This window comes from Buchnera aphidicola (Phyllaphis fagi), assembly GCF_964058955.1.
GTDB lineage: Bacteria > Pseudomonadota > Gammaproteobacteria > Enterobacterales > Enterobacteriaceae > Buchnera_L > Buchnera_L aphidicola_AI.
Genome location: NZ_OZ060370.1, coordinates 340,348 through 355,009 on the forward strand (window position 1 = coordinate 340,348; position 14,662 = coordinate 355,009).

General features: G+C 20.3%; 9 protein-coding genes and 1 tRNA gene. 9 read left to right on the forward strand and 1 reads right to left on the reverse strand.

The window, feature by feature from the left end; translation table 11 throughout:
- Positions 1 to 24 precede the first annotated feature (24 nt).
- From clpX to adk, 9 genes are all read left to right on the forward strand, one after another.
- Positions 25 to 1,278 (forward strand): ATP-dependent Clp protease ATP-binding subunit ClpX, encoded by a 1,254-nt coding sequence (gene clpX, locus AB4W56_RS01525; RefSeq protein WP_367675718.1) that lies wholly within the window; start codon positions 25 to 27, stop codon positions 1,276 to 1,278.
- A 148-nt stretch (positions 1,279 to 1,426) separates the two neighbouring features.
- On the forward strand, positions 1,427 to 3,778 hold the full coding sequence (lon, locus tag AB4W56_RS01530; protein WP_367675719.1) for an endopeptidase La: 2,352 nt from the start codon (positions 1,427 to 1,429) through the stop codon (positions 3,776 to 3,778).
- Positions 3,779 to 3,908: 130 nt separating this feature from the next.
- The gene (locus AB4W56_RS01535; protein ID WP_367675720.1) at positions 3,909 to 5,660 is read left to right on the forward strand and encodes a SurA N-terminal domain-containing protein; all 1,752 of its coding nucleotides are present in this window, start codon (positions 3,909 to 3,911) and stop codon (positions 5,658 to 5,660) included.
- Between the two features lie 271 nt (positions 5,661 to 5,931).
- A complete protein-coding gene (locus tag AB4W56_RS01540) occupies positions 5,932 to 7,668 on the forward strand; it encodes a SmdA family multidrug ABC transporter permease/ATP-binding protein (protein WP_367675721.1) in 1,737 nt (578 codons plus the stop codon).
- Positions 7,669 to 7,699: 31 nt separating this feature from the next.
- On the forward strand, positions 7,700 to 9,439 hold the full coding sequence (locus tag AB4W56_RS01545; protein ID WP_367675722.1) for a SmdB family multidrug efflux ABC transporter permease/ATP-binding protein: 1,740 nt from the start codon (positions 7,700 to 7,702) through the stop codon (positions 9,437 to 9,439).
- A 325-nt stretch (positions 9,440 to 9,764) separates the two neighbouring features.
- Positions 9,765 to 10,865, forward strand: a complete 1,101-nt coding sequence (dnaX, locus tag AB4W56_RS01550; protein ID WP_367675723.1) for a DNA polymerase III subunit gamma/tau — start codon at positions 9,765 to 9,767, stop codon at positions 10,863 to 10,865.
- 93 nt (positions 10,866 to 10,958) lie between these two features.
- Positions 10,959 to 11,291, forward strand: coding sequence for a YbaB/EbfC family nucleoid-associated protein (locus AB4W56_RS01555; protein ID WP_367675724.1), 333 nt, complete (start codon positions 10,959 to 10,961; stop codon positions 11,289 to 11,291).
- A 76-nt stretch (positions 11,292 to 11,367) separates the two neighbouring features.
- Positions 11,368 to 13,239: a molecular chaperone HtpG gene (gene htpG / locus AB4W56_RS01560; RefSeq protein WP_367675725.1), complete on the forward strand. Its 1,872-nt coding sequence runs from the start codon at positions 11,368 to 11,370 to the stop codon at positions 13,237 to 13,239.
- Between the two features lie 21 nt (positions 13,240 to 13,260).
- Positions 13,261 to 13,902 (forward strand): adenylate kinase, encoded by a 642-nt coding sequence (gene adk / locus AB4W56_RS01565; RefSeq protein ID WP_367675726.1) that lies wholly within the window; start codon positions 13,261 to 13,263, stop codon positions 13,900 to 13,902.
- 103 nt (positions 13,903 to 14,005) lie between these two features.
- Here adk and AB4W56_RS01570 read toward each other — a convergent pair.
- Positions 14,006 to 14,079, reverse strand: a tRNA-Arg gene (locus AB4W56_RS01570).
- Between the last annotated feature and the right edge of the window lie 583 nt (positions 14,080 to 14,662).

Genomic DNA, 14,662 nt, shown 5'->3' on the forward strand with positions numbered 1-14,662 from the left:
TAATCATTATAAGAGAATAAGTGCATGCAAGATAATACACACAAAAAAAAAAATGATGAATTGTTATGTTCCTTTTGTAAAAAAAATCATAAAAATGTAAAAAAAATAATTTCAGGACCATCAGTATATATATGCAATGAATGTGTTAAACTATGTAATGAAATCCTGAATGAAGATACATTATATATAAAAGATACAATAAATTTGAAAAATATACCTAAACCTAAAGAAATATATAAAAATTTAAATAAATATATTATAGGTCAAAAAAATTCTAAAAAAGTATTATCTGTAGCAGTATATAATCATTATAAGCGTATTTTAGATACAAATAATAATCAAAATATCGAATTAGGAAAAAGTAATATATTATTAATTGGTCCAACAGGAAGTGGAAAAACTTTATTAGCTGAAACATTAGCCAAATTACTTAATATTCCATTTGCTATAGCTGATGCTACATCTTTAACTGAAGCAGGATATGTTGGATCAGATGTTGAAACTATTCTTCAAAAACTTCTTCATAAATGTAATTATAATGTTTCTATAGCAGAAACAGGTATTATATATATTGATGAAATTGATAAAATATCTAAAAAATCTGATAATATTTCCATTACACGTGATGTTTCTGGTGAAGGGGTTCAACAAGCATTACTAAAACTTATAGAAGGAACATTAATATCTGTTCCTATTCAAGGTAATCGAAAACACCCGCAACAAAAATGTTTATATATTGATACATCAAAAATATTATTTATATGTGGTGGAACATTTTCTGGTTTAAATAAAATTATCTATAAAAGATTAAAAAATAAAACAAATATTGGTTTTCATGCAACAATAAAAAAAAATGATTTATTAAAAAATAAAAAAAATATTATAAAAAAAATAGAATCACAAGATTTAATTAAGTTTGGATTAATTCCAGAATTTATAGGTCGTCTACCAATTATCGTTACATTAAATGATGTAGATAAAAATATGTTATATAAAATATTATCTCAACCAAAAAATGCATTAATAAAACAATATCAAAAAATGTTCTCTTTTGAAAAAATAAAATTAGAATTTGAAGAAAATGCAATCCAAGAAATTATAAAACAAGCATTAAAAAAAAGAACCGGTGCTCGAGGGTTAAGATCAATATTAGAAAATATTTTATTAGATACAATGTATGAATTACCCTCAATGAAAAATGTAAAAAAAGTATTAATAAATAAACTAACAATTCAAAAACATATTCAACCAACTATAATATATAAAAATATTCAATAGATTTTAATATATATAATATTTTTAACTTAATAAATAAAACAAATAAAATTAAATATTATAATTATTATACATTTAATATATCATAAAATTTAAATGTCTTATTACTTATATTATTTTAAAAAGATACTACTATAAAAGCGAGAACTCTATGAATTCTGAGTGTCTTAAACGTATTATAATGCCTGTATTACCATTACGTGACATAGTCATATGTCCTAATACAGTTGTACCATTATTTGTAGGTCGTGAAAAATCTATAAAATCTATTGAAGTTTCTATAAAAAATGATAATAAAGTTATGTTAGTAACACAAATAGAAGCTAATACAGAAGAACCTAAACATATGTATGAAATATTTCCAATAGGAACTATAGCGTCTATTGTACAAACATTACAACTACCAGATGGAACAATAAAAGTATTAGTGGAAGGATTAAAAAGAGGTCAAATTCATCAATTAAATACAAATGATATTTATTTAACAGGTGAAATTGAAATAATACATTCTAAATATAATAATCCTGAAGAAATACAAGTATTAATAAAAATAATTTTAGATAAATTTGAAAAATATATTCAATTTAATAAAAAAATTCCAAAAGAAATATTAACTTCATTTTCTACTATTAATAATCCAACAAAATTAGCTGATATTATATCATCTCATGTATCATTAAAGTTAGATGAAAAACAAAAAATGCTAGAACTGATTAATATAGAACAAAGATTAGAATATTTAGTTTTAATCATAGAATCAGAAATAGAGTTATTAAAAATAGAAAAAAATATTAAAAATCGTATACAACAACAAATAGAAAAAAGTCAAAAAGAATTTTATTTAAATGAACAAATTAAAGCAATTCAACAAGAATTAGGTAATGTAGAAAATATCATAGACGAAAACGATTTATTATTAGAAAAAATTAACTTACTAAAAATACCGAAAATTGTAAAAGATAAAGCATTATTAGAATTAAAAAAATTGAGAATGATGTCATCTACATCTGCAGAAGCTGCTGTAATACGAGGATATATTGATTGGATTATCAAAGTACCATGGACTATAAAAAGTAAAATTAAAAAAGATATTCACCAAGCTCAAATAATACTTGACCGAGATCACTTTGGATTAGAAAAAGTAAAAGATAGAATTTTAGAACATTTATCAGTACAAATTAGAACAAACAAAATAAAAGGCCCTATTTTATGTTTAATTGGTCCTCCCGGAGTCGGAAAAACATCTTTAGGAAAATCTATTGCTCAAGCTACTGGAAGAAAATATATTCGTATGGCATTAGGAGGAGTACACGACGAAGCAGAAATTAGAGGACATCGACGAACATATATTGGATCTATGCCAGGGAAAATTATTCAAAATATCACTAAAGTTGGAGTAAAAAATCCACTTTTTTTATTAGATGAAATTGATAAAATGTCTCATGATATTCGTTTAGATCCAATTTCAGCACTATTAGAAGTATTAGATCCAGAACAAAATATACATTTTAATGATCATTATTTAGAATTAGATTACGATCTATCAAATGTTATGTTTATTGCTACTGCTAATTCAATGAATATTCCATTACCATTATTAGACAGAATGGAAATAATTCACGTTTCTAGTTATACTGAAGATGAAAAATTTAATATAGCTTATAATTATTTAAAACCAAAACAAATTAATAGACATGCTTTAAAAAAACATGAAATTACAATTTCTGATAATGCTATTAAACACATTATACAATATTATACTCGAGAATCAGGTGTTAGAAGTTTAGAAAAAGAAATTGCTAAAATTTGCCGAAAAGTAGTAAAAAAAATTTTACTTAATACATATATAAAACATATCATAGTTAACGATAAAAATTTAAAAAATTTTTTAGGAATAAAAAAATTTAATTATGGAACATCTAAAAATGTTAATCAAATTGGACAAGTGACTGGATTAGCATGGACAGAAATAGGAGGTGATCTATTAACTATTGAAACTGAATGTATACCTGGAAAAGGAAAACTGATTTATACTGGATCATTAGGTTTAGTTATGAAAGAATCTATTCAAGCCTCATTAACTGTCGTACGTTCACAATCAAAAAAATTAGGAATACAATCCCATTTTTATGAAACATACGATATACATGTACACATTCCAGAAGGATCAACACCTAAAGATGGACCAAGTGGAGGTATTGCAATTTGTACTTCTATTATTTCTTCACTTACTAAAAATCCTGTTAGATCAGATGTTGCTATGACAGGAGAAATTACACTAAATGGAAAAGTTTTACCAATTGGAGGATTAAAAGAAAAACTATTAGCAGCACATCGAGGTAAAATAAAAATTGTAATTATTCCATATCAAAATAAACATAATTTAGAAGAAATACCAAATAATATTCTTGAAAATTTAGTTATATATCCGATTAAAACTATAAAAGAAGCATTGATTTTATCTTTAATAAATCAACCTTATATTATAAAAAATTTAAAATAATACACATATTATCTTTTTAAAAACTATATTAATATAATATAAATATCTGTTTTATATTTTATAATTCTATTATTTTACAAATATTTAAATATACAATTAACCATAAAATATTTTAAAATCAAAGGTTAATATGATTAAAAAAAATATAACAATAAAAAAAGTTATACTTTTTTGTATTTTAACTATTATTATCATTTCTATAATATTTAATAGTATTAATTTCTATATTACAAATAAATATAATTTCCCTATTTTTCAAATTTATTCTTATAAAATAGATTTGAAAATAATAAAAAATTTATATCAATATCACACAAAACAACATATTCAAATGTTTGGTAAAAACTTTTATTACATAAGAAATAATTTTCAATATATTAAAAGAACATATGAATATGTATTATCACAAATAATATACCAAAACACTTTAAAAAAATATTTTAACACATTTAATATAGATATTCATAAAAAAGCAATTATAAATAATGTTATGAATAATTCTAAATTCAAAATATATCATATATTTAATAAATATAAATATATTAAATTTATTAACCAAAATAATTTAGATAATCAAAAGTATATTAATATTATAAAATATAAAAAAGTAATAAAAAAAATAATAGAAACCATTATTTATTCAGATTTTATATTAGAAAATGAAAAAAAATATATTTTACAAGCTATATCAGAAAAAAAAATTATAAAACTTATACAAATAAAAATTAAACCCTTGATTCAAAAACAAAAAATTTTAAATCAAGAAATAAAATTTCATTATGAAAAAAATCAAAAAAAATTTATATATAATGAAAAATTTATAATAAAAATTATACAATTCCAAAAAAAAAAAATAAATACTAAATACCAAGGAAAATACATAAAATTATGGTATAAACAATACATAAACAATCATAATATTTTAAATAAAAAAAGATATATTATTATTATATTTAAAAATAAACAATATGGACTAAAAATATTAAATAAAATCATAAAAAAAAAAATAAAAATTTTCGATCTTTTAAAAAATCAATTATTCATTTTTAAAAATATAATGAATATAACCGATTCATTATGGATTAAAAAAAATAAATTAAATAATAATATTACAAATATAAAAATTAATACAAAAAATAAAATATCTAATTTAATTAAATATCATTCTAATTTTTTTATTATTAAATTATATGGACTCACCCAAAATCATAATAAAAAAATAAAAAATATTCATAATAATAAAACAAAAAATATTATTAATATAACACATCAAAATAATTCTATACAATATGCTACAAAACAATATACATATTACTGTACTCGAAATAATATTCCAAAAAAAATAAATTTTCAAATAATCAAAAAATTTATATTTAATAAAAATAATATGTTTTTTAATAAAACAATATTATTATCATTAAATAAAATAAATTTTATCATATTAAATATACAAAAATATCAACCACAAAAATTACTACCTATAAAAAAAATAAAAAATCAAATTATTAAATATATTAAAATTAAAAAATCAAAAAACATAATCAATAACAAAAGTCTAAATATTATCTATCAAATACAAAAAAATAATTATTATTTACTTAAAAAAAATAAATTAAATTTTAATCTTATTAAAATATATTCCAAAAATAAATACGAAAAAAATATATTTTCAATTTTAAATTTTATCAGAAATCAACCAAAATATATTGTTATACATATTAAAAATGGGAATATATTAATTATTGCAATAAAAAAAATAGAATATAATAACATTTTTACAAAACAAGAAAAAAACATATTATTTATAAAATTTAAAAAAAATAACTATCACAATATTACAACAACATTATTAAAAAATTTAACTAAAATAAAAAATATTTAAATCTTAATGCCATGATTATAAAAATAAATATAAAATTATATTAATATAACTATATTATGTAAAGTATAAAATATATAGATAAAATCTTTAAAATATTATACATTTTTATACATTACAAAAATATATTAACATGTAAATTAATAAAAATTATTTATATTAAAAAAATAATTATATTTTTAAAATATTTTACTTTTATATCTATTTTAAATTATATAATCATTATGCCAATAATATATCTAATTCAACATAATCTAAAATTAGGATTTTTTTTGTGAAATTATTTAATCAAATAAATTGGTATTTTATTAAAGAATGGAAACGATATTTAGGATCTGTTATTTTATTAATTATAATAGCCATATTACAACTTCTACCACCTAGATTAATAGGGATTCTAATAGATTCAATATTAAAAAAACAAAAATACGGAATAAAACTATATTATTGGATTGGAACAATACTTCTCACATCAATTACAGTATATATTTTAAGATATATATGGAGAATTTTATTATTTGGAGCAGCATATCAATTAGCTATCGAGCTTCGAGTAAAAATATATTCATATTTAAGTAAAAAAAATGCACTATTTTATCTTAATCATCGTACTGGAGATCTTATGGCTCGAGCAACAAGTGATGTAGATAGAGTGGTCTTTGCAGCAGGTGAAGGGGTGTTAACATTAGTAGATTCATTAGTTACAGGTTGTTCAGTATTAATTATCATGATAATACAAATAGATTGGAAATTAACATTTATTTCATTATTACCTATGCCTATTATGGCAATAATTATTACAAGATTTGGAAAACAATTACATTATGCTTTTAAAAAATCACAAGCATCATTTTCTGAGTTAAATAATCAAACACAAGAAAGTTTAAAAAATATTCATATGATTAAAGGATTTGGTTTAGAAAAAAATGAAATAAAAAAATTTAAAAAAATCGCACAATATACAAGTAAAAAAAACATAAAAGTTTCTAGAATAGATGCTAAATTTGACCCAATTATTCATTTCTCTATTGTATTATCTAATTTATTAGCTATCTCTATGGGTAGTGTATTAGTTTGGCATAAAAATATTACAATTGGACAACTTACAAGTTTTATTATGTATTTAGGGTTAATGATTTGGCCTATGTTAGCTCTAGCATGGATGTTCAATATATTAGAAAGAGGAGGTGCAGCATGGAATAGAATAAAGTCAATTATCAATAAAGATGATTTTATTAAACATGGTAACCAAAAAATTTTAGAAAAACATGGAACATTAACTGTCAATATACTAAAGTTTAATTTTCCAAAAAAAATACAACCTACACTAAAAAATATTTTTATTAAAATTCATTTTAATCAAATAATTGGATTATGCGGACCAACAGGAAGTGGAAAAAGTACTTTATTAAATTTGATTCAAGGAAATTTAAATATCTCACAAGGAGATATTCTATATAATTCTTCTTCAATATTTAATTTTAAAATTAACCATTGGAGAACGAAATTAGCTGTAGTGAATCAGAATTCTATTTTATTCTCCGATACTATCAAAAATAATATATCATTAGGTAATCCATATGCATCTCAACAAGATATAGAATATGTATCAAAACTAGTAAACATACATCAAGATATCATAAACTTTTCTGATGGTTATAACACAAATATTGGAGAAAGAGGTATTATGTTATCAGGTGGTCAAAAACAAAGAATTTCTATTGCAAGAGCATTATTATTAAAATCAGAAATTTTAATATTAGATGATGCATTATCTGCAGTAGATGGTCAAACACAAAATATAATATTAAATAATATAAAAAATTGGAAAAAAAATAACCATACTATTATTATAACATCACATAAATTATCTATATTCAACCAAGTAGATAATATATTTATTATAAAAAATGGATCTATTGAACAATTTGGAACACATAACCAATTAATGAAATATGAAAATTGGTATAGTAATATGTACCATCATCAAAAATTAATTATAGATTATTAAATATATTAAATTAAAAACAAGGAACACATAAATGGCTAATTTCTTTCAAGGTTGGCCTATTCTTAAACGTCTGTTGACTTATGGAATTTGCTGGAAAAAATCATTTCTCTTAGCTTTTTTATTACTATTAATTGCTTCTATATCAGAAATATTAGGACCAGTATTAATCAGTTATTTTTTAAATCATATTTTAACACAACATAATTTAAATAGAAAAATAATTTTAATAATTTTTTCTACTTTTATAATATTACAAAATATGTCTATTATTTTAAATTATGTTCAAATGTTAATATTTAATAAAATAGCAATTAAAATTATAGAAAAATTAAGATTAGAAGTAATGGAATCCGCTTTATTACAACCATTACAAAATTTCCATATACAACCTATTGGTAAAATTATATCAAAAATTACTAATGATACAGAAGTAATTAAAGAATTATATGATACTGTATTAAATACAATTTTTAGAAGCATTTCATTAATCTTTATTATGTCAATTACAATGTTTATTATGCAATGGAAAATGGCCATTGTATCTATGATGTTATTTCCATTAGTAATTATTGTAATATTTACATATCAACATTATAGTAAACCTATACTAAGAAATATTCGATCATATTTAGCTAAAATTAATAATGAATTTAATGAAATCATTAACGGAATATTAATTATACAACAATTTTCTCAACAATTAAGATTTAAACAATCTATAAAAAATACTAGTAAATTACATTACAATACTAAAATGAAAATATTAAAATTAGATGGACTATTATTAAGACCATTATTAAATTTATTTTCTTCTTTTGTTTTATGTACATTAATTACTGTATTCAGCTTATCTCCTGTTGGATCTTTTACAGTAGGTACACTATATGCATTCATTAGTTACCTTAACAGACTAAATGAACCATTAATTTCTATTACAACACAACAATCTATTTTACAACAATCTATGGTAGCAGGAGAAAGAATTTTTAAACTTATAGATTCAAAAAAACAAAAATATGGAAATGATTTAAAAAAATTTAAAAATGGAAATATAAAAATTTGTAATTTAAATTTTTCATATAAAAAAAATGGACCTATAATTTTAAAAAATATCAATTTAAATATACCTTCAAACAATTTTATTGCTTTAATTGGACATACTGGAAGTGGAAAAAGCACTTTAGCTAATTTAATTATGGGTTATTATCCAGTAACTCATGGAACAATCATGTTAGATCAACGTTTACTACAAACATTAAGTTATCATGTTTTAAGAAATGGAATATATATGGTACAGCAAGAACCAGTAATTTTTTCTGGAACTATTTTATCTAACATTACATTAGGTAAAAACATATCTGAAGAAAAAGTATGGAAAGTTTTAAAAAAAGTAAAATTACATTCTTGTTTTAAATGTATGCCTAAAAAATTATATACTATATTAGACGAACAAGGTAATAATTTATCAGCTGGACAAAAACAATTAATTTCTATAGCTAGAATATTAATGTTACATCCAAAAATTCTAATATTAGATGAAGCAACAGCAAATATAGATCCAGAAACAGAACAATCAATACAAAAAATATTATTATCTATAAAAAAATACACTACTTTAATTATTATTGCACATAGATTATCAACTATTGTACATGCTGATAAAATTATTGTTTTAAAAACAGGAAAAATTATTGAAAAAGGAAATCATAAACAATTAATAAAAAAACGAGGAATATATTACAAAATGTATAATTCACAACTATCCCTATAAATCATGATACTATTAATAATTATAAAATTTTTAAAAACCTAAAATTTATTATATTTATTACAAGACTGTGTAGATATATATAAAGATCTGTAATTTATTTAATTGAGACACTTATTCTAAACACCCATACGTGTATTTAAATATACAAAAAATATTAATAACTAACAAATCCTAAAATAATTCTTATACTCTATACTAACATTTCATATATTATAAAAGTAATTGAATTATTCATAATAATGTATAAAAAATATAATTATTATTACAAATAATCAATTTATATATTATTATAATATATATTTTAAATATATTACAAAAAATTAAAATGCATTATCAAATTCTAGCAAGAAAATGGAGACCAAACTCATTTTCTGAAATTATTGGTCAACAATATATATTAACTGCTATTAAAAATGGATTTTTATTCAATAAAATTCATCAATCCTGGATATTATCAGGAACTAGAGGAACAGGAAAAACTACTTTTGCACGACTCTTATCTAAAAGTTTAAATTGTAATACTGGAATAAAAATGTATCCTTGCCAAATATGTTCAAATTGTAAAGATATTCAAAAAGGATGTTTTCCTGATTTAATAGAAATTGATGCTGCTTCCAAAACTAAAGTAGAAGATATTAAAGAATTATTAAACACAGTAAAGTACAAACCAACTAAAGGAAAATTTAAGATATATTTAATTGATGAAGTACATATGTTATCAAAATATAGTTTCAATGCATTATTAAAAAACCTTGAAGAACCACCAAAATATGTAAAATTTATTTTAGCTACAACAGAAATTAGAAAATTACCAAAAACCATTATATCTAGATGTATATATTTTAACTTTAAAGAAATAAGTATTATACAAATAATAGAACATTTATCTAATATTTTAAATAAAGAAAAAATTGTTTTTGAAAAAAAAGCTCTAAAAATTATTGCTAAAGAATCTCAAGGAAGTATCCGAGATGCACTAAACTTATCTGAACAAGCTATAATGATTGGAGGGAATGAAATAAAAGAATCTATTCTTACAAATATATTTAATTTCCTAAGTAAAGAACAAGCATTAAAAATCATCATATCTGTGTTTGAAAAAAATACTTTTAATGTTATGTTATTATTAACAAAAATATATAAAACTAATATTGAATTAAGTACAATATTAACAAAAATTTTAGAAATTTTACATAATATTATTATCTTTAAAAAATGTTTTAAAAATGATAATTATATAGAATCATTATATCAAAAAAAATTATTAAAAATTTCTAAACTAATTGATTATGAAGATTTAAGAAATTACTATAAAATTATAGTATCAGGAATTAAAGAACTAAAATTTTTACCTAACCCAAAAATAGGAATTGAAATCACTTTATTAAATATATTAAGTATAACACAAAAAAAAAATAAATTTTAACTTTCTTCTTTACAATCAAATATAATACTTAATATATTGTATTTTAAAATAATAAAATAAAAATTTTTATATTATTTTTAATAAGGATAAAAAATGTTTGATGCAAATAATATCAATACTTTAATAAAAAAAGCACAAAAAATACAAGAAAAAATGAAAAAAATCCAAAAAGAAATTGAAATAATGGAAGTCACTGGAGAATCAGGAGCAGGAATTGTAAAAATAACTATTAATGGAATATATAATTGTAAAAATATAGAAATAGATGAAAGCTTTCTTAAAGAAAATAAAAAAATGATTGAAGATTTAATTACAGCAGCATTTAATGATGCATCTAGACGTATTAGAGAAGCAAAAAAACAAAAAATGTCTGATATTTCAAAAGATATTCCATTTCCTTATGGAATTATGAACTCAATAATATAATATTTAGATATATCAACTAATATACATACTTAATAATATTATAAAATTTATTTACATTTAAGGTATAAATATAATTATGAAAAAAAATGAAAAATATTCTTTTCAATCTGAAACTAAACAATTGCTACATTTAATGATTCATTCTCTATATTCAAATAAAGAAATATTTATTCGCGAATTAATATCTAATGCATCGGATGCAATTGATAAAATGAGATTTAAATTTTTATCTAACGAACATTCAGATCAAAAATATCGTGATATGTACATACGTATATTATTGGATAAAAAAGAAAATAAAATTGTTATTTCTGATAATGGAATTGGAATGACAAAACAAGAAATTATTAATAATCTCGGAACTATTGCTAATTCTGGAACAAAATCATTTTTAAAATCTTTAAATAAAGAAAATAAAAAAAATAATCAACTTATAGGAAAATTTGGAGTTGGATTTTATTCATCATTTATAGTATCAGATAAAGTAATTGTACGAACACGACATGCAGAAGAATTAAATCAAAATAATGGTACACTTTGGAAATCTGATGGTAAAGGAGAATATACTATTACTTCTATAACTAAAAAAGAATATGGAACAGATGTCGAATTATACTTAAAAAAAGAAGAAATTGATTTTCTAGAAGATTGGAAAATATGCAATATTGTTAAAAAATATTCTGATCACATTACTATTCCAATAGAAATTCAAGAATATGATAAAAAAAATAAAGTTTTTTCATGGAAACAAATAAATACAGCACAAGCATTATGGACGCTTGAAAAATCAAAAATTACTGATGATCAATACAAAAATTTTTACAAACACATAACACAAGACATGAACGATCCTATTATTTGGAGTCATAATAAAGTAGAAGGTACACAAGAATATATTAGTTTACTATATATTCCAAGTAAATCACATTGGGATATTTGGAATCGTGATCAAAAAAAAAATGGATTAAAACTATATATTAAAAGAATTTATATTATGGATAATGCTGAACAATTTTTACCTAGTTATTTAAGATTTATTAAAGGAATTTTAGATACTAATGACTTGCCTTTAAATGTTTCAAGAGAAATGTTACAAGAAAATAATATTACACATTCTCTAAAAACATCAATAACAAAACGAGTATTAATGTTAATTAAACAACTTACAAAAAATAATAGTCAATATCAAATATTCTGGAAAGAATTTGGATTAATTCTCAAAGAAGGTATAGCAGAAGATACAAAAAATCAAGAAAAAATTGCTGAATTATTAAGATTTACCTCAATAAAAACTAATTGTATAGAACAAAATTTATCTTTATCAGAATACATTCAAAATATGCCTAATAATCAAGAAAAAATATATTTTTTGACTGCTGATAGTTATGCTACAGTGAGCACAAGTCCACACTTAGAAATTTTTAAAAAAAATAATATTGATGTACTATTATTATGTGATCGAATTGATGAATGGATGATGAATTATTTAACTGATTTTAAAGGTAAAAAGTTTCAATCAGTCAATAAAATAGATGATGATTTAAATAAAATAGTTCATGAAAAATCTAAATCAAATAATTCATTAAAAAAAATCAATACATTATTATTAAAAATTCAAGAAGTTTTAAAAGAAAAAATTAAAAAAGTACAATTAAGTTATAGATTAATTGATACTCCTGCAATACTTCTTATTGAAAAAGATGCCATGAGTACTCAAATGTCAAAATTATTTATGGCAGCTGGACAAAATATTCCTCCAGTACAATATATATTTGAAATTAATCCTAATCATAAGTTGATTAAAAAAATTTCTAATCTTCAAGATGATAAAAATATTAATATATGGATTCAAATTTTATTTGAAGAAGCATTACTATCAGAAAGAGGATCATTGGATAATCCTAACGACTTTATTAATAAAATAAATCAAATTTTTATTAATTCATAAAAATATTTAAAATATCAAATTATGAAAATTATTCTTTTTGGAGCTCCAGGTTCAGGAAAAGGAACACAAGCAGAGTTTATTAGTAAAAAATATAATATACCTCAAATTTCTACTGGAAATATATTACGAAATATAATTAAAAAAAAAAATTCAAATAGTACTTTAAAAGAATGTATTGAAAATGGAAAATTAATTAATGATAATTTAATTATTGATTTAATAAAAAATAGAATAAAAAAAACAGATTGTCATAAAGGATTTATATTAGATGGATTTCCAAGAACATTAATTCAAGCAATTGAAATGAATAATCAAAATATTCTAATTGATTATATTATAGAATTTGATATTTCAAATGAATTAATATATGAAAGAATTTTAGGTAGAAGAGTTCATGAACCTTCTGGAAGAACATATCATATAATATTTAATCCACCTCAAATACCAGAAAAAGATAATATTACTCAAGAAAATTTAGTTATTAGAAAAGATGATACAAAAAAAATTATTCAAAAAAGATTGTTAGAATATCTAAATATCAAAAATACAATTATTCAATATTATAAAAATCAATTAAACAATAAAAAAATTCAGTACCATAAAATTGATGCATCAAAATCAATATACGAAATTCAAAAGAAAATAAAAAATATTCTTACATAAAATAAATAAAATATTTTAATAAAATATACACTTCTATAAAAATAGAAAAATTATAATATTTTAAAATTCAATATAAAAATTTTATTCTATAAATAATAAAAAATACGCCCTATAGGATTTGAACCTATGACCTACGGCTTAGAAGGCCGTTGCTCTATCCAACTGAGCTAAGGGCGTAAAAAAAAAGAAAATTCTAAAAACTTTTTATTTTAATGAATTATTATACTATATAATTTCATTAAAATCTAGTTATAAATAAACATTATTTTAGAAAATAAAATGGTAAATTATGTTATTAATAGATCATTTTTCTCCAAAATACTTAAAAATTCAAACAAAAAAAATCATATATAAAAATAAAATTTAGATAATTTAAAATAAAATACCTATTCAATCTACTATAATAAGAATATTAATCATGTCTTAGTATTATAACAATTACCAAATGTTATTTATCAATAACATAATTAAAAAATTAAAATCAAAAATATTAATAACTTCATACATATATAATTGAATATTCATATAAAACATTTAAAAGCTCAATTTTTAATCAAAATAAGTAATAACATTTTAAAAAATATAATATTAAAATAAAATTTTAAATAACACTATTCTTACACAGAATAATATTTATCAAGCAATTTTTTATTAAAAATAAATCTATAATAACTATTACTAATAAATATATTAAAAATTTAAATAATTAATTAAAAATCTAATTAATTATTATTTCTATTAGTATCAATAAATAATTAAG